The sequence below is a fragment of the Herbaspirillum sp. CF444 genome, assembly GCF_000282135.1.
GTDB lineage: Bacteria > Pseudomonadota > Gammaproteobacteria > Burkholderiales > Burkholderiaceae_D > Herbaspirillum.
Genome location: NZ_AKJW01000088.1, coordinates 102,828 through 121,078, shown reverse-complemented (window position 1 = coordinate 121,078; position 18,251 = coordinate 102,828). Strand labels below are relative to the sequence as shown.

Genomic DNA, 18,251 nt, shown 5'->3' with positions numbered 1-18,251 from the left:
CCGACGGTCCGCTGCTGTCTCGCTGCGGCCGTGTTTGATAAAATGCTGTTTTTACGTCGCTATTGAGCCTAAGCCATGAATATCGAACAAGCCCGTTTCAATATGATCGAACAGCAAATCCGCCCCTGGAATGTGCTGGCGCAAGATGTGCTGGACCTGCTGACCGTGGTCAAGCGCGAGGAGTTCGTTCCCGCCGCTTACCGCAGCCTGGCGTTTTTCGATACCGAAATCCCGCTGCCGGGCGGCGAAAGCATGCTGGCGCCGAAGGTGGAAGCTCGCATCCTGCAGGAAGCCAACGTCAAAAAACACGAACAAGTGCTGGAAATCGGCGCCGGCTCCGGCTACATGGCGGCGCTGCTGGCTTACAAGGCGCGCCACGTGACCACCGTTGAAATCGATCCGGACCTGAAGGCGTTGGCCGAAAAGAACCTGTCGGCCAACGGCGTCGTCAACGTCAGCGTCGAACTGGGCAACGGTGCGCAGGGCTGGCAAGGCGAATACGACGTGATCGTCGTCTCGGGCGCCCTGCCTTTCCTGCCGGACGCTTTCCTCAAGCAGGTCAAGGTCGGCGGCCGCGTCCTGGCCATCGTCGGCGAAGCGCCGGTGATGTCGCTGCAAGTCATCACCCGCACCTCCGACCAGGTCTACGACACCGTCGATGTATTCGAACTGCTGGCCAAACCCCTGCACGCCGCCAGCACCCATTCTCACTTCACTTTCTAGGAATTCTGTATGGAGCACATCACCGCACCGGAACTGGCCGCCTGGATCGCCGACCCGGACCGTCCGACACCTTTGCTGCTGGATGTGCGCGAGCCATGGGAATTCGAAACCTGCAGCATCGCAGCAGCGCAGTTGATTCCGATGAACACGATTCCCAGCCGCTTTTCCGAACTGGATGAAGAACAGCCCGTGGTGTGCATCTGCCACCACGGCGCGCGCAGCATGCAAGTCGCCGCCTTCCTCGAACGCCAGGGCTTTGCCAAAGTGACCAACCTGACCGGCGGCATCCATGCCTGGGCCAAGCAGGTGGACACGACGATGCCGACTTATTGAGAATCGCATTCGTTCGAAGTCGGACGACTTTTTGATTTTCCCCGGAACTGCGAAGTGCCTGAGTAGCCCAATCCGGCTGTCACCTATTCCCCGCGAAAATCCTCCGTATGCATCCTATTTTCTCCACTGCCCTGATCGTCGGCGCTGTTTCCGCCGCACTGGCGGGCGTGCCGGCCTCATCGGCCCGCGCTGCCGACCTGGTGCAGGTTTACCAGCAAGCGCTGGCCAACGATCCGGTCTACCAGAGCGCGCGTTATTCGCTGCGCGCCGGCGAAGAGAAAATCACGCAAGGCCGTGCCGCCATCCTGCCGACCGTCGGCGTCAACGGCAGCTACACACGCTCCGGCGACACGATGCAGAATTCGGTCAACACCTATACGCTGCAACTGACGCAGCCGCTGCTGCGCATGGCGAACTGGGAGACTTACCGCCAGGGCAAGCTCTCGGTCGCCGTCAGCGAAGCGCAATTCGCACAGGCGCAGCAGGATCTGATCCTGCGCGTCGGCCAGGCGTATTTCGACGTGTTGGGCGCGCAAGATGCGCTGAGCTTCCTGCGCGCGCAGAAGATCGCGATCTCGGAACAGCTGGCCTCGGCCAAGCGCAACTTCGACGTCGGTACCGCCACCATTACCGACACCAATGAAGCGCAGGCGCGCTACGACCTCGCCAACGCGCAGGAAATCGCCGCGCAAAACGATCTGGAAGTGGCGCTCAGCAAACTGCAACAGATCATCGGCCAGCCGCCGGCGCCCTTGTCGACGCTGCGTCCCAACGTACAACTGAGCCTGCCGCAACCGGCCCTGATCGACCCATGGATCAGCAGCGCGGAGCAGCAGAACTACGGCGTCGTCGCCCAGCAGGTTTCGCTGGAAATCGCCCAGAGCGAAATCAAGCGCAACCGCGCCGGCCACTACCCGACCGTCGATCTGGCGGTCGGCCGCAATTACACCAATCAGAACAGCCAGCTGACGCCCTACACCAATGGTCGCGGCTACGCCAACTCGATCGGCGTGCAATGGAATATTCCGCTCTATTCCGGCTTCAGCGTGAGCAGTAAAGTCGACGAGTCGATCGCGCTGGCCGACAAGGCCCGCGCGGACCTGGAGAACGCGCGCCGCACCGCCGTGCTCAATGCGCGTCAGGCGTATCTGGGGGTGAGCAACGGCTTGTCGCAGGTGAAGGCGTATGAGGCCGCCGAGGTTTCCAGCCTGTCGGCGCTGGAATCGAATCGTCTCGGTTATCAGGTCGGCGTGCGCATCAACATCGACGTGCTGAACGCGCAGCAACAGCTGTTCTCGACGCGCCGCGATCTGGCCAAGGCGCGCTACGATACGCTGATGAACGGATTGAAACTGAAGTCGGCCGCCGGCAGCCTGAGGGAAGAGGATCTGGCGCAGGTCAACCGGTTGCTGGGTCCGCCGGCGCAGTAAGGAAAGCAAGGCAGGATAGCGGCAACCTGCAACCGTACCGCCGCTTGCATCGCTGCTGATCAGTTCCTCAGCGTCGGCGCCGTCTTGACGGCGTGGATACAGGCGGTGAGCAAGTTCTCCGCTTCTTTTTCAAGGTCGAAGCTGTCGGGCGCGAAGAACCAGTCGGCCAGCAAACCGCTGAACATGGCATGCGCCATCAGGCAGGCGCGGCGGATGTTCAGCGTGGGATCCAGCTGGCCGCGCGCGATGGCATTCTTGAGAATCTGCTCCATGCGCAACATACCCTGCATGTGGCATTCGCGCTGACGCATGAGAATCGGATCATTGTTGTCGACAAATTCGCACTTATTGAAGATGATGTCGAATACTTTGCGACAGCGCGGATCGGTGGCGGCTTGCTTGAGCACATAGACGCCGCCTTTGATGAACTCGCCGAGCGGATCGGCGACGCGCTCATCGGCGTTGTCTTCCATCATGGCTTCCATCGGCAGGCGCACCCGATCGCACATGGCGTCGAACAGATCGCTCTTGTTTTTGAAATGCCAGTAAATGGCGCCGCGCGTGACATCCGCTGCCTTGGCGACATCGGCCAGCGAGGTGTGCGAGACCCCGCGCTCATAAAATACCTGCTCCGCAGCATCAAGGATGCGCGAACGGGTTTCGAGGGCTTCTTCCTTGGTCGAGCGTGCCATGATCAGGCTGCCGGACAAATAGTTGGTGTCATTACAATCTCCGCGCACCATCGTTGTGCAATAAAGACAAATAATCGCAATTCCCTTTGACAAAGAGGCTGTTTCGCGAAAATCTGCATGTTTCCATATGTATCTTCAAAATATTACGATACATCAATGCAATACATACATACAAGAATGTATGTATAATAGCACCGGATTCCAATAGCCGCTGTCAGTTTTACCCTACCCGCTGTCTTTTCTGCACTGCAACAATTTTTGCGTTATCTTCTTGCTTCTGTCTTTCTGTCAGTTTTCTTTCTGCATCATCCTGTTGTACCCCTGTAGTTCCCGCTGTATTGACCATATTCGTGACCGTATTCGAATCACCCGCTGCTGTAGCAGCTTCAACTTTACTTACCGTGCGAGATATTTATGAGCTCAGTTAGTCGTTTCACGCGCCTTACCCTGACCGTTGCCGTGATGGCCGCCTTTGCAGGCTGTGGTCAAAAACCGAATGCCCAGCCTGGAGCGGGCATGCCGCCGGGCGAAGTGTCCGTCGTCACCATCGCGCCTCAACAAATTACGATCAGCAACGAGCTGCCGGGCCGCCTGGAAGCGACCCGCATCGCCGAAGTGCGCGCCCGCGTCGCCGGCATCATTCTCAAGCGCACTTTCCGCGAAGGTAGTGAAGTCAAGGCCGGCGAGGTGCTGTATCGCATCGATCCGGCGACGTTCAAAGCCAATTACGACAGCGCGCAAGCCACGCTGGCCAAGAATCAGGCCACGCTGACGCAAGCCACCCTGAAAGCGCAACGCTACAAGCCGCTGGTCGAAGTCAACGCCGTCAGCAAGCAGGAATATGACGACGCCATCGCGGCGCAGAAACAAGCGGAAGCGGATGTCGCCGCCGGCAAGGCAGCCGTGCAGACCGCCGGCCTGAGCCTGGGTTACGCCACCGTGACGTCGCCGATCTCGGGCCGCATCGGCCGCGCGCTGGTGACCGAAGGCGCACTGGTCGGCCAGAGCGACGCGACGCAACTGGCAGTCGTGCAGCAGCTCGACCCGATCTACGTCAACCTGACACAATCGAGCACCGACCTGCTCAAGCTGCAGCAAGCCATGTCCAGCGGCCAGTTGAAGACGGTCGGCAAGGACAAGGCCAAGGTCACGCTGGTGACCGAAGACGGCCGCACTTACCCGCAGTCGGGCAAGCTGCTGTTCTCTGACGTCAGCGTCGATTCGACGACCGGCGCCGTGACCATCCGCGCGGAATTCCCCAACCCGAACCGCACCCTGCTGCCGGGCATGTATGTGCGCGCCAAGCTGGAACAGGCGATTGACGAACAAGCCATCGTGGTGCCGCAGCAAGCGGTCATGCGCGACCTGAACGGTTCTTCGGTATTCGTGGTCGGCGACGACAACAAGGTTGCCGCGCGTCCGGTCAAGACCGGCGCTGCGCAAGGCAATAACTGGGTAGTCACCGACGGCCTGAAAGCCGGCGACCGCGTGATCGTCGAAGGCCTGCAGAAGACCAAGCCGGGCGCACCGGTCAAGCCGGTTCCATGGAAGGGCCCTGTAGGCGACGCGGCTGCCGCCGCACCCGCCGCCGCACAAGGTCCGGCTCCAGCCAAGCAGGACGCCGCAACCAAAGCTAACTAAGAGGCTGTCAGATGGGAAAGTTCTTTATTGATCGCCCCGTTTTTGCGTGGGTGCTAGCAATCTTCATCATACTGGCGGGCGCGCTGGCCATTACCGGCCTGCCGGTCGCCCAGTATCCGAGTATCGCGCCGCCGACCATCGTGGTCACGGCGACCTACCCCGGCGCGACCGCGCAAACCCTCGACGATTCGGTGACCAGCCTGATCGAACAGGAAATGAACGGCGCCGACGGCTTGCAATACATCGAGTCGCAAAGCCAGGCCAACGGCCAGGTGCAGATCACGGTGACCTTCTCGCCGGATACCAACGCCGACCTGGCGGCGGTGGACGTGCAGAACCGTTTGAAGCGCGTGGAAGCGCGTCTGCCTGCAGCCGTGACGCAACAAGGCGTGCAGGTCACCAAGTCGCGCAGCAACTTCCTGCTGTTCATCGGCTTGTCGTCGACCGATGGCAAACTGGATCCGGTGGCGCTGGGCGACTATCTGTCGCGTAACGTCCTGAACGAAGTCAAACGCGTTCCCGGCGTCGGCCAGGCACAGTTGTTCGGCACCGAACGCGCCATGCGTATCTGGATTGATCCGAACAAGCTGATCGGCCTGAGCCTGACGCCTGCCGACGTGACGAATGCCATCACCGCACAAAATGCGCTGGTCGCCGGCGGCACGCTGGGCGCCCTGCCGAGCCCGACCTCGCAGCAGATTTCCGCGACCGTGGTGGTGAACGGCCAGCTGACCAGTCCGGAACAGTTCGGCAACATCATCCTGCGCGCCAATGCGGACGGTTCGTCGGTGCGCATGCGCGACGTCGCCCGCATCGAAGTCGGCGGCCAGTCCTACGACACTTCCGGCCGCCTCGACGGCAAGCCGAGCTCGTTCATCGGCGTGCAGCTGTCGCCGACCGCGAACGCGCTGGGCACCGCGACCGCCGTGCACAAGAAGATGGAAGAGCTGTCCAAGTATTTCCCGGCCGGCGTGAAGTACACCATCCCTTACGACACCTCCAAGTTCGTCAAGATCTCGATCGAAGAAGTGGTCAAGACCCTGATCGAAGCGATCGTGCTGGTGTTCCTGGTGATGTTCCTGTTCCTGCAAAACATCCGCTACACCATCATCCCGACGATCGTCGTGCCGGTGGCGTTGATGGGTACGTTTGCGACGCTGCTGGTGTTCGGTTTCTCGATCAACGTGCTGACCATGTTCGGCATGGTGCTGGCGATCGGTATCCTGGTCGATGATGCGATCGTGGTGGTGGAAAACGTCGAACGCATCATGAGCGAAGAAGGTCTGTCGCCGCGCGATGCAACCCGCAAGGCGATGGGCCAGATCACCGGCGCGCTGATCGGCATCACGCTGGTGCTGATCGCGGTGTTCATTCCGATGGCCTTCTTCGGCGGCGCGGTCGGCGCGATCTATCGCCAGTTCTCGCTGTCGATGGTGGCGTCGATGGTGTTCTCGGTGCTGATGGCGTTCACGCTGACGCCGGCGCTGTGCGCAACCATCCTGCTGCCGGTCGAAAAAGGCCATCATCATGAAAAGGGCGGCTTCTTCGGCTGGTTCAACCGTCGCTTCAACAAGACCGCTGCCGGCTACCAGGGCTTCATCGGCAAGATGCTGACCAAGACCGGCCGCTACATGATCGTGTATGCCGTCATCGTCGGCTGCGTGGGCTTGCTGTATGTACGCCTGCCGGCGTCGTTCCTGCCGAACGAAGACCAGGGCTACATCATCACCAACGTGCAGTTGCCGGCCGGCGCCAGCACCGGCCGCACGCTGGAAGTAATCAAGAAGATCGAAGACTATTACCTGAAACAGCCTGCCGTCGAACACGTCGTGGCGATTGCCGGCTTCAGCTTCTCGGGTAACGGTCAGAATGCCGGTCTGGTGTTCACGCCGCTGAAGGACTGGAGCCAGCGCGACAAGACGCAATCGGCCGATGCGATTGCCGGCAAGGCATTCGGCGCCTTTTCGCAGATCAAGGATGCGATCGTGTTCCCGCTGAACCCGCCGCCTATCCCTGAACTGGGCAACGCGACCGGCTTCACCTTCCGCCTGCAGGACCGCGCCGGTCTGGGACACGTCGCATTGGTGCAGGCGCGCAACCAGATCCTCGGTATGGCCTCGCAAAGCAAGGTGCTCGCAGGCGTCCGTCCTGAAGGCCTGGAAGATGCGCCGCAGCTGCAACTGGACATCGACCGCGACAAGGCCAATGCCCTGGGCGTGCCGTTCTCGACCATCAACAGCGTGCTGTCGACTGCCTTGGGTTCGTCCTACGTCAACGACTTCCCGAATCAGGGTCGTCAACAGCGCGTGATCGTCCAGGCCGACGCCAAACGCCGCCTGCAACCGGAAGATCTGGCCGGCCTGTACGCCCGCAACAATGGCGGAACCATGGTGCCGTTCTCGGCCTTCACCACGTCGAAGTGGATCAACGGCCCCGTGCAGCTGATCCGCTACAACGGCTATCCGGCAATGAAGATCGCCGGCGGCGCAGCACCCGGCCGCAGTACCGGCGAAGCCATGTCGGAGATGGAATCCTTCGTCGCCAAGCTGCCTCCCGGCTTCGGTTTCGAATGGACCGGCCAGTCGCTGGAAGAAAAGACCTCCGGTTCGCAGGCGCCTGCGCTGTATGCGCTGTCGCTGATCGCCGTGTTCCTGGTGCTGGCGGCCTTGTACGAAAGCACCTCGATCCCGCTGGCGGTGATGCTGGTGGTGCCGCTGGGTATTCTCGGCGCGCTGCTGGGCGTGACGCTGCGCGCCATGCCTAACGACGTGTACTTCAAGGTCGGCATGATTGCGGTGGTCGGTCTGTCGGCGAAGAACGCGATTCTGATCATCGAGTTCGCCAAAGACTTGCAAGCGCAAGGCATGGGCCTGATCGAAGCGACGCTGGAAGCAGTTCACCTGCGGTTCCGCCCGATCATCATGACCTCGCTGGCGTTCATCCTCGGCGTGCTGCCGTTGGCCATCGCCAGCGGCGCCGGCTCCGCCAGCCAACGCGCCATCGGTACCGGCGTGATGGGCGGGATGATCACGGCGACCGTGCTGGCCGTGTTCCTGGTTCCGGTCTTCTTCGTCGTCGTGCGCAAAATCTTCAAAGGCAGCGAACGCCAACGCAAGCTGGACGCTGCCCATCACAAAATCGATGTGGAGGACGAGAATGTTTAAGTTTCCAACCCTGCGCTCAATGCAACTGAGTCAGATTAGCGCAGCACTGCTGGTCGTCGGCGTCCTGTCCGGCTGCACGATGGCGCCGACCTACGAGCGTCCGCAAGCGCCGGTCGCAGGCAGCTATCCGGCCGACGCCAAGGGCCAGGCCGCCTATGACGCGGCCACCCTGGGCTGGCGCCAGTTCTTCCCCGACCAGCGCCTGCAGGCGCTGATTGCGGCCGCACTGGAAAACAACCGGGACCTGCGTACCGCCGTGCTGAACATCGAAGAAGCACGCGCGCAATACCAGATCACGCGCGCCGACCTGCTGCCCACCCTGAATGCCACCGGCAGCGAATCACGCACCCGTTTGTCGGCCAGCCAGTCGACCACCGGCGCGCCGATGATCACCAAGAGCTACCAAGTCGGCCTCGCCATTCCTGCGTATGAACTGGATTTCTTCGGCCGTGTACGCAGCCTGAAGGACGCAGCGCTGTCGACCTACCTGTCGACCGAAGAAGCCAAGCAATCGGCGCAGATCAGCCTGGTGTCGCAAGTGGCGCAGGCTTACCTGTCGGAACGTTCGTATGCAGAGCAACTGAAACTGGCGCAACAAACGCTGGAAAGCCGCCAGACCAACCTCGATCTGGCGAAGAAGCGCTTCGACGTCGGCGCTTCGTCGGCGCTGGACCTGCGCTTGTCGGACACGCTGGTGCAATCCGCCCGCGCCTCGGTGGCGACGCTGCTGCGCCAACGTGCGCAGGCGGAGAATGCACTGACGCTGCTGGTCGGCACCAACGTCAAGGACTTGCCTGCGGGCCAGGATCTGTCGCTGCAGAACATCGTTACCGACATCCCTGCCGGCGTGCCTTCAGACCTGCTGGCCCGTCGTCCGGATATCCGCTCGGCAGAACAGAAGCTGCTGGCCGCCAACGCCAACATCGGCGCTGCGCGCGCGGCCTTCTTCCCGAAGATCAGCCTGACCGGCTCCTTCGGCAGCGCCAGCAGTTCGCTGGGCGGCTTGTTTGAGTCCGGTTCGGGCGCATGGTCCTATGGACCGCAACTGAGCTTGCCGATCTTCGACTTCGGCCGCAACAGCGCCAACCTGGATCTGGCGGAAGTGCGCAAGAACCAAGCGATCGCGACCTACGAGAAGACCATCCAGACGGCCTTCCGCGAAGTCGCCGATGCCCTGGTGGCGCGTGGAACGCTGGATGAGCAGATCGAAGCCCAGGAAGCCTTCCTCAAGGCGCAGCAGGAACGTCTGAACCTGACCGACCTGCGCTACAAGAACGGCATCGCTTCCTCGCTGGACCAGCTCGATGCGCAACGCGATCTGTTCTCGGCGCAGCAGGCGCTGATCCAGGCGCGTCAGTTGCGTCTCAATAACGCGATTGATTTGTATCGTGCGTTGGGCGGCGGCTTGAATGAGACGACGGTGGCGTCGTCGTCAGGCAGCAAGTAACCACAAGGCTTCACCGTGCATGCCACCCGCGCAAACGGGTGGCATTTTTTTGTCCGAAGAGTACTCGTCCTTCGTCGTACAGACGCGCGGACAGGGCCTTTGCTGGGCTTTCATACCCTGTACAGTCAGCTGTATGAAAGGTATCATTTGAAACCGAAATAGGAACTGGGAAGAGAATTCATGTCGGATAAAAACACCTTTGTCACGTTGCTTGTCAATAAGCTCAACGAGAACCGGGACAGCATTCAGCAGCAATGGCAGCATCCCGAAGGCACGACGACCAGACACTTCGTCATCGACAATCTGTTGCCGCCGGATTTGTGCAATAGCATCTATCAGGCATTCCCGAAAAATGGCGACGGCTTCTTCAATCGCGAGTCGTTTCGCGAGAAGAAAAGAACGTCCGCCAATCTGGATGCGTACGACCAGATCCTGGCGGACATTACTTACGCTTTTCAGGATTCGCAGATCGTTGATCTGGTCTCCGACATCGTCGGCCTGACGAAAATCGAACCCGATCCAAAGTTGTACGCCGGCGGCTTGTCGATGATGTTCGAAGGCGACTATCTGAATCCGCATATCGACAACAGCCATGACGCCAATCGGGAACGGTATCGTCGCCTGAACCTGCTCTATTACGTGTCGCCTGACTGGGCGTTGGAAAATGGCGGGAATTTCGAGCTGTGGAATGAAGACAGAACCGTCCCCAAGACCTTGACATCGCACTTCAATCGTCTGGTCGTGATGGAAACGAACAAGCTCAGCTGGCACTCGGTCAGCCCGGTCAAAGCCAATCGCCCGCGCTGCTGCGTGTCCAATTATTATTTCTCCGCCATCTCGCCCGACGAATCGGACTATTTCCACGTCACGTCATTTTCCGGCCGTCCTGAAGAAAAGCTGAAACGATTTATCGGTGTATTTGACAACCGCTTGCGCAATTTCGTATCGAAGACACTGAAGATTGGCCGCGGCAAGCATCTGGTCAACAAGCAAAAAGACTGAATCAGCATTGCGGTGACGCTGACCGATCGCAAGTGTCGTAAGTGAGACGAATTGCAACGAGAAGAGACCTTGAACACCTAGCCAGGCAAATATGTATTCGAAACACATTCTGGTAAAGCATCCATGGCCTTCCTTTCATGATGCCAAGGGCTTGATCCACTTTAAGGATGCGCACTGCTGCGTGGGTTGTGTAATCGAGTCACACAATAGCTGAAGAGCCTTCGGTAGAACGCAAAGGCTTTATGGCTGCATGCTTGCCGTCGATTACTTTTACATGCGTTATGTCATGGCCGCAAAGGAGAAAAACTCATGAGAGCAAAACAAAAATTCGCCACTTCGCTCAACTCGAACACACAGGTGTCAGCACAGCGAGACTTTGTGATGCAACCACCCGAGATCATGGACCGCATCACATTCAACACCCTTGATGATGACATCCTAGTCGGCTTCGTTGCAGCCATCCGTCGGCATGTTGGCAATGGCGAAAAATTCGCATGGGTGAAACTAGATAATGAGCCGACAGGCGCGTTCCGCGCGGTGCCATTGGCGCGGATTAGCTCCAGCGACGGCTTCGGACGATGGCGATCAGCAGCTCCTTAGTGAGTTCACACAAATGCCAGCTTCGTGCCGAGCGCGACCGATAGCTTAAAACGGATTTTCTATTTTTTATGGAGAAAGAAAACTATGTTTGCAATGCAGTGGTCCGCTATTTTTCTTGCAGCTTTCGTGACATTGTTAGGCAATTTCTGGTTTTTAAGTCTGGCGCTGCTGCTGACAGCTTATGGTGTCGCGCTGCTGCATGGGCAACTCAGCATAGCGGCAGCCATTCCCATCATTTTGTTGCTATTGGCAGCCACCGCAGTCACAGAGCAGCGTCCTCGGCCTTGGCAATATTTTGGACACGCCCTATTTATTGGGCTCGCTCTTGCACTCAGCCTTCATTTATTTCCAGGCTTTCACAACCCCAAGGTTTTTGGGCCAGAACGTATCACAGCGGATGCCGCCCCTTTTACTATGTACCTCAACTTGGACAAGCCTCTGGTCGGCTTCTGGCTGGTGCTGCTGTTTCCCTGGATTCGGTCGTTGCGCGACCTGCGGACAACGCTCATCGCAGGCGTAAGTACTACGCTGATCACGACAGTGGCCTGCATGGCGCTAGCGATAGCGCTGGGGGTGGTCGCATGGGAACCCAAATTTCCTGCGGTCAGCTGGTTATGGGCGCTCAACAATCTGTTACTCGTCTCTTTTGCCGAAGAAGCGTTTTTCCGCGGCTACTTGCAAGGTGGCATAAGTCGCATGCTGAAGCAATACCCATATAAAGATGCGTTGGCGATTGGTGTCGCGGCATTCTTATTCGGGTTGTCACATGCAACAGGCGGTTGGCAATTGGTTGCACTGGCGAGCCTCGCTGGTGTCGGTTACGGATTGGCCTATCGCTTTGGAGGCTTTCAAGTTGCGGTTCTGAGCCATTTCGGCTTGAACGCTACGCATTTTTTTCTCTTTACCTACCCGGCGTTACAGCCAATTTAAAGATGTTGAGTGCATTTGTCAGTCAAATCTAAAAGTAGCGACAATCAAAACCATACCGTCTTTATTTATTTCCTTTTGACACAAAAAATATCCATGTATTGAATAATTGCAAGTACCAAACAAACGGAGGATGAAATAACAGATGTTCTGTTGGGCTATAACGGCCAGCGTCGGGATCCGGTGAGTGGCACTTATCACCTGGGTAATGGCTATCGGGCATATAACCCGATGCTGATGCGATTCAACAGTCCGGATGCGTGGAGTCCGTTTGGGGCCGGAGGCATCAATGCGTATGCGTATTGCGCAGGCGATCCAGTCAATTATGCGGACCCATCGGGGCACCTGAGCTGGCAGGCGTGGCTGGGTATCGGTATGGGCATTGCCGGACTGGCGCTGACGATTGTGACGACGGGAGCCTCGATGGCGGCCACTGGTAGCATCATGGCCGCCATCGAATCGACCTCGGCGGTCTCACTGGCGGTAGGAATAACTGGTGTGCTTGCAGATGTGAGCGCCATTGCCAGTGGGGCAAGCGAAGATGTGGATCCGCAAGCGTCAGCGATCCTGGGGTGGGTGTCGATGGGAACCGGAGCGGTAGGCCTGACGCATGGCTTGGTTTCTGGCACATACAGGGCAACAGCAGGACTCAGGACCCGTCTAAGCATGCTCACGCATACTGGCCTGAGCGGCAGAGGTGCACTTGCCGCCGGTGCCACCATGGCCGAGAACATCGCCCATCCTGCCTCCACGTTGGAGAACCTCCCCCCCGAAATGTTTTGCCAGATTGCCGCCCATCTGGATGGGGTCAGTCTCCAGCAGGTGGCCCGGTCATCCACACGAATGCGTGACCTCGTTCATGACTATGAAGCGTCCATTGAAGAAGTCATGTACCGAGAGACACTGCAAGGAGACACCCTGACAGTAAGGCAGAGGAATGGCGCCCCCCTTCAGATCACACCGGGAGTGCTACGGTTCAGAACCTATCTGACTCCTCTGTCCGAGATACAAACGGATACGCTTCGATGGATGCAAGATACCGTTCTGGGACACACGCCATACCGCGCAGGATGGGTTTTGAAGCGTGGACTCCCCATACCGAGTACGAGCGACACTTTTCCAGGAAGGAATGTTCTTCGCTTTCATCCTAACGCGCTGCACATTCGAGAGCATTTTGAAGGTCTGAGACCAGAAACGGAGTTTCGGGATTACTTCCAGAGACATTATCCAGACCAACTTATACCGTTCGGACCTGGCATGGTCAGCTTCGCATTCAGGCAAAACATGCCCCTCATTTGAACTAAGGTTTTTCCACATCTCATGCGCAGCATTTAAGCAGGAACGATCAAAACAAAAATTGATTTTCATTACCCCAATCATTGCGAGTGGTGACAAAGTCGGAGATTTTCTTGACCGCACTTACGCCGTTCGACGAAAGCTTGAAGGGGGTAAAAAACCAGAAATTTATTTTCACACGAGTGTACGCACATGAAAATCAAACAGTCCTCGGTAGCATCTTGTTTTTCTACCTTCGCACTTCCTCATCTTCTATTTATTAAGGATCTGGAAGCGAGAAAAAAAATAGCAATGGTCTGCTGTCTTGCCTGGAATCTCAGCCTATTTTCCGATCCAGAAGAGCGTGAAAATCTCATGAACCACATCTGGGAAATGGAAGGTGCAGATACACCTCCGGGACTAGAGCATGGCTTTAAAAATAAGCTACGCATGCTCGTGACACAAAAGAATGATTTATTCCCCTGGACGAAAACGAATATCCCATCGGCACGCCTGATTTCTTGTGATAAGTACGACATTTTGAAAGTAAAAATTGGAAATAGTGATGCAGAAGACGTCAAGGTCAATACCCATCCCAATCCAATGGGGCTTCCGTTGATTACCGCTCATCTACAGGATATTCAAGAAAACACAGTCGAGAAAATTGCATTGTTGGAGCGCGCCGGAAAGTTTCCAAGAATACTCAGCGATCTCGAGAAGACGCAGTTGACTATCGCTTATTGCGTGCAACGAGCAGATATGATTGGATACCATCGGATATTGTCAGTATGGCGCGATACGCAACCAGAACCGAGTGTCAAACGCGTTATCAGCCATTGGCTGGGCGCCTTGAAAGAAATCGATTCGAACACAAAATCCGTATTAAATCTTTTGAATAGCATGCATCATTGATCGGCCTGCCATGAAATTGCCCAACATGACGAACGCCAATGAAAAATATCAGCTAACATCCAATGTAAATCGATTGACCAAGAAATTATTTTGCAGATACCATCAAGGGTACGCCGATGCCGCTGCTGGGTCCTACCTCAATCGCAACGGCAAAAAAATATGGATGTGTGAGACCTGCATGAAACTGCGCGGAATCAGCTAAGCATTCAGCACTTCCCCGCTGTCACGGACACATACGCTAAACGCTTAGTAGATTTTCAAATTGTACTGAGCGAAGGTAGCCAACAATTTGAATGCCTGCGTCACGAGTGCAATAGCATCGTCTACTCAAAATGATACCGCTGGCATCAAGCAAACGCTGGAAATCTTCACCGGTGTGTTGAGCGATCCGTGGTCCGAATGAGGCAATACTGCTTGTGTGAGTATTCGCATCAACATTTCCAACAGATCGTATGAGTCACTTTCCACCTGTTCGCATCTCAAAGTTACCACTCAGTCGCATCAATGCTGCCACCGATAACGATCAGATCTATAGGCATTCTCTTCTAAATTTAATATAAAAAAGCCCGCGTATGAGCGAGCCTTTTCTTTGTTCCCGACGTCTGCTCCTGGCGGCGGGTTCAACCGGTGGATGCAAAAGATTGATAAAACCGTTGAGCCAGTGTTTCGTTGTTTAATGTTTTTCTCGGTCGTTCATATGGCCGTGATAACCATATAAGCGGCCTCCGCTCGGTTCGCCCCGAACGGCTTAACGTAACGAAGCCGCGATCGCGCACTTGTGGTCCAGCAGCCGCTCACCGGAACCGTGATTTGATGGTGTCTCAGAGGCGACGCTGTCAAGAATGTAAAAACCTGCCTTGAAACGATCTGAAGCGGAGACACCCGCAACGACAATCGTGTGCAACGGCATTGATGCCTTGTCGGCTCCAAGCGAGTCATAGACAAGCTTGGATGGATCAACGTCGGATAAGTCGTCGCTCTCGATGCGCATGGTACGATATGGTGCAAGGTCACCACTTTTTTCGTCGAATGGTCTCTGCCACGTCCTAGTGGCCGTATTCTTTGCATTGGCTTCCCATTTTTTTAGTTCATCAACGACATATTTAGATAGACAATCTATATGAATATGTAGCTGGGCTTGACTTCTCCTGATATCAGAGTTAACTGCCATGCCGACATAATCACGACTGAGCACGCTCCGACGTGCTTGCCAGCCGAATCTCCAATAATTTATAGCCCCTTCTTTGCCAATACCTCCAAGCCCTACTATGCGCATAGTCGGTATTAATAGCCGATTGGTCGGCTTTTCGGCGCTTACGTCTCTAAGAATGACATAACCATTGCTTGGGTCAACCGTCTCACACGGAGCTGGGGAACCGAACTCTTTCTGATCAGGGACACAACGTAAGCTGACAATTTTCCATAAATTATCAGGATCCACATCATCGGCATGCGAGGCAGTTGATCCTAGTGAAAATGCCAATAAAATTACGATGTATTTAGTTAGGTACATATTTTGTATTGGATTTTTTTAAAATGAATATGATGTGAATCTTCGTACTCAGTTCCCCCGTGATCGCCCCCGACGCTTGGTCGTATTTTCCGGGTGCGTCGGCGGCATGTTGATGGGCGGACGCAATAGTGCTGTCGTTGAAGACCTCCTCGAAATCCGCATTGCCATACCTCGGCACGCGACCAGCCGAAGCTAACAGCCCTTCGAGGCCAAGCCTTGCTCAAGGTCAACACACCTTAGAACTATTTCGACACTAAGCTGAGGATGGCAATGCTGATTGAGAAATCTTCCCGCCACTCCATCGCTAAAAATATAGTAATGGAAATGTAGTTTGACTTACATGATGAAGCAAGAAGTCGCTCCGAGCTTGACCGGATGCCGTTTTCTAGATCATTATTAACTTACCCCACGCTATTCATAAGCACAAGAACAATCAAGAAATTTCGCTGGTGCGGCGAAGTATCTGATTGTTGGTTTTTCTGCTTCGTTATTTTGTTAAAAAGACATCTAGTTTAAGTAAATCTCAAATCTGCATGACTATGCACTTCAATGATCTGAAGGGGGGCGTAGGATCGCAACCTATTTCTTGCCGTGCAAACCATGTTAGACAGGTATTCGTAGAAGTCACAGATTATGGCGATGCCGAAAGGATCGGCGTTGACCGTTCAGAGGGAAGGATAGGTAGCAAGCACGCGACCGACCGTATTCATTGACCACAAAAGGCCCCCTAAAACCATGAGCCTGTATCACACATTCATTGTCGTCGTGTTGGCAACCTTGAGCCTGCAAGTCGCCGCCGACAACACTACTTGCACCGGTTCGCCAGGCGAGGTAGCTGCCTGCGAAATGACCCGGGCGTACAACGATACGCCCGCTTACTGTGGTGATCAGACTGATGGCAAGAGTGGGATCCAATGTTCCGGAGTTTTAATCCGCGGTACGGCCGTACCCGGCAGCTCGTCTCACACAATATGGGAATCTAAAACTAACAGAGGAATGTCATTCTCCTTTTTGAGAAAAGATTCAAACTTTACTGAGCTTGCCTTTGCATCCAGCATGGGAATTATTTTCTATCCGCCGGAGAAAACACCACTGGGCAAAAACAAGGCAAAGGTGCTTTGTGGCTTTCCCTTCGACGGAGATACTGTCAATCGTCCTGACATGTGTGGACAAAACAGCGAGGGAGGCGCGGCCAGTGCATTGTGCGATACCCTAACCCCTCCGATTAAGACAGCAGGCGACTGGGTCAAGAAGTTTCTGCACGATGATGTCCCGGCCGGAGATCGCCCAGCGTCCTCAGCGCATTCGTGTGGTTTTACCTTTCAAAGGAATGAAATCGCGCTGTTCCAAGCACTGATCGGTGCACGGAACCAAACTATTGATAGCGTTCCCTTGAGTCAGCAAGCAACCTATGTCAAGGCAGAAAACGAGATCGTGCTGGATCATTGGGACAATGACCCGAAGGTGATGCCGATCCAAGCCTTCTTTTATGTGGCCGAACCTTCTAACCGGGGGTTGGCTGGAGCGAAAGTCGCTCAGCAACAATTTTACTTGTCTAGCGGACGCTCCATCGTAGTGCCTATAGTCCAGGTCGCATTACCGGCGAGCAATGCTGGTAGTGCACAGTTTAGTTTCAACCCGAAGGATCAGATTGACAAAAATCTTATCATCGATGAGGTACAAAGCCATCTCACGAGCGCGCCAGCAGAGATCGAAGGCAACGGGGTAAGCAGCAGCCAGTTGGTATTGACTGCTAAGAACGCGGCCGGACAGCCATTGACCGGCTTAGCAAAGTATCTTGGCTATGGGCTGTCGACACCATATCGAGGCACGGAACAAACGTTTGACCAATTTTCGGAAAGCCCCATCGAAGAGAGGCAGCCTGGTGTGTATGCTTCCGAGCTCCGTGCACACATGTGCGCGACTACGCCGGTGACCATTCGGCCGACTTTGTTAAACGCTCTGGGGAACAGCTCGGCTGTTGGCGATTTGAAAACGCTGGTTACCGTGCGTGCGATGCAGCCGTCCGATAATGTGGGGCAAATTCTTGACCTTGCACACACCACATTTACGGTAACCCCAGCAACTCTTAAGGAGACGGATGGCGTTAAACTGACTCTTGTCATCAAAAATAAGTACGATCAGGCTGTTTCCGGGATGGAGCAGAGATTGAGTCTGGCGATCAGCGCAAATCCGCCGACGGCAGCCAAACAAATTGGAAGCCTCACGCCATTTTTTCAGGACTCCAAGCAACCAGGGGTCTACACGTCTTTGATGTCCGTCTATGTGACCCCGACTACCGGCAGTTTCACGATGACCCTTACGCCGAGAATTGATTGCACCCCCCTTGAGCAGTTGAAAGCCAGCGTGACCGCCGACCCGGCTTCTCAAGAATGATTTGTCCGAGGCCTCGCGGAGGTCACCTAGTTGAAATCCCGCAGGGTAGAGCACTCTGGAAAGTCCGAGCATCTCCCGGCAACTAATGCCATGGCTGTAAGCGGACCAATTCCTGGTATGTGCTCAAGTCTTCGGCTTGCTTCGTTGGCCACATGCCAACGCCGGATTTCGTTCTCGATATCTTGAGCAAGACGG

General features: G+C 56.0%; 14 protein-coding genes. 12 read left to right on the top strand and 2 right to left on the bottom strand.

From position 1 onward, the window contains the following. Positions 1-75 precede the first annotated feature (75 nt). From PMI16_RS20850 to PMI16_RS20840, 3 genes are all read left to right on the top strand, one after another. Entirely contained in the window at positions 76-723 is a 648-nt protein-coding gene (locus tag PMI16_RS20850) for a protein-L-isoaspartate O-methyltransferase family protein (protein ID WP_007883266.1), read from the top strand. A 9-nt stretch (positions 724-732) separates the two neighbouring features. Beyond that, positions 733-1,056: a rhodanese-like domain-containing protein gene (locus tag PMI16_RS20845; protein ID WP_007883260.1), complete on the top strand. Its 324-nt coding sequence runs from the start codon at positions 733-735 to the stop codon at positions 1,054-1,056. 107 nt (positions 1,057-1,163) lie between these two features. Further along, the gene (locus tag PMI16_RS20840) at positions 1,164-2,486 is read left to right on the top strand and encodes a TolC family outer membrane protein (RefSeq protein ID WP_007883258.1); all 1,323 of its coding nucleotides are present in this window, start codon (positions 1,164-1,166) and stop codon (positions 2,484-2,486) included. A gap of 59 nt (positions 2,487-2,545) precedes the next feature. On the opposite strand, the gene PMI16_RS20835 is transcribed toward PMI16_RS20840, so the two are convergent. Beyond that, positions 2,546-3,178 carry a TetR family transcriptional regulator gene (locus PMI16_RS20835; protein ID WP_034381610.1) on the bottom strand — a complete coding sequence of 211 codons (633 nt, stop codon included), beginning with the start codon at positions 3,176-3,178 and terminating at the stop codon, positions 2,546-2,548. Between the two features lie 414 nt (positions 3,179-3,592). On the opposite strand from PMI16_RS20835, the gene PMI16_RS20830 reads away from it, so the two are divergent. The 8 genes from PMI16_RS20830 to PMI16_RS20795 all read left to right on the top strand — a co-directional run bounded on the left by PMI16_RS20830 (position 3,593) and on the right by PMI16_RS20795 (position 14,146). Beyond that, on the top strand, positions 3,593-4,819 hold the full coding sequence (locus tag PMI16_RS20830; protein WP_034381575.1) for an efflux RND transporter periplasmic adaptor subunit: 1,227 nt from the start codon (positions 3,593-3,595) through the stop codon (positions 4,817-4,819). A gap of 11 nt (positions 4,820-4,830) precedes the next feature. Beyond that, positions 4,831-7,983 carry an efflux RND transporter permease subunit gene (locus PMI16_RS20825; RefSeq protein ID WP_007883253.1) on the top strand — a complete coding sequence of 1,051 codons (3,153 nt, stop codon included), beginning with the start codon at positions 4,831-4,833 and terminating at the stop codon, positions 7,981-7,983. After that, positions 7,976-9,430: an AdeC/AdeK/OprM family multidrug efflux complex outer membrane factor gene (gene adeC / locus PMI16_RS20820; protein ID WP_007883252.1), complete on the top strand. Its 1,455-nt coding sequence runs from the start codon at positions 7,976-7,978 to the stop codon at positions 9,428-9,430. The genes PMI16_RS20825 and adeC overlap by 8 nt, the downstream gene beginning before the upstream one ends. Before the next feature lie 180 nt (positions 9,431-9,610). Further along, on the top strand, positions 9,611-10,432 hold the full coding sequence (locus PMI16_RS20815) for a 2OG-Fe(II) oxygenase (protein WP_007883251.1): 822 nt from the start codon (positions 9,611-9,613) through the stop codon (positions 10,430-10,432). 309 nt (positions 10,433-10,741) lie between these two features. After that, positions 10,742-11,032: a hypothetical protein gene (locus PMI16_RS20810; protein WP_007883250.1), complete on the top strand. Its 291-nt coding sequence runs from the start codon at positions 10,742-10,744 to the stop codon at positions 11,030-11,032. Between the two features lie 84 nt (positions 11,033-11,116). Continuing rightward, a complete protein-coding gene (locus tag PMI16_RS20805; protein WP_007883248.1) occupies positions 11,117-11,962 on the top strand; it encodes a CPBP family intramembrane glutamic endopeptidase in 846 nt (281 codons plus the stop codon). 150 nt (positions 11,963-12,112) lie between these two features. Then, positions 12,113-13,258, top strand: a complete 1,146-nt coding sequence (locus PMI16_RS20800) for an RHS repeat-associated core domain-containing protein (protein ID WP_237719911.1) — start codon at positions 12,113-12,115, stop codon at positions 13,256-13,258. 189 nt (positions 13,259-13,447) lie between these two features. Next, the gene (locus PMI16_RS20795) at positions 13,448-14,146 is read left to right on the top strand and encodes a hypothetical protein (RefSeq protein ID WP_007883246.1); all 699 of its coding nucleotides are present in this window, start codon (positions 13,448-13,450) and stop codon (positions 14,144-14,146) included. Positions 14,147-14,894: 748 nt separating this feature from the next. Here the strand turns inward: PMI16_RS20795 and PMI16_RS25475 are convergent. Then, positions 14,895-15,659, bottom strand: a complete 765-nt coding sequence (locus PMI16_RS25475) for a CDP-diacylglycerol diphosphatase (RefSeq protein WP_007883241.1) — start codon at positions 15,657-15,659, stop codon at positions 14,895-14,897. A gap of 735 nt (positions 15,660-16,394) precedes the next feature. On the opposite strand from PMI16_RS25475, the gene PMI16_RS20785 reads away from it, so the two are divergent. Then, positions 16,395-18,056, top strand: coding sequence for an Ig-like domain-containing protein (locus tag PMI16_RS20785; protein ID WP_007883239.1), 1,662 nt, complete (start codon positions 16,395-16,397; stop codon positions 18,054-18,056). Positions 18,057-18,251 lie beyond the last annotated feature (195 nt).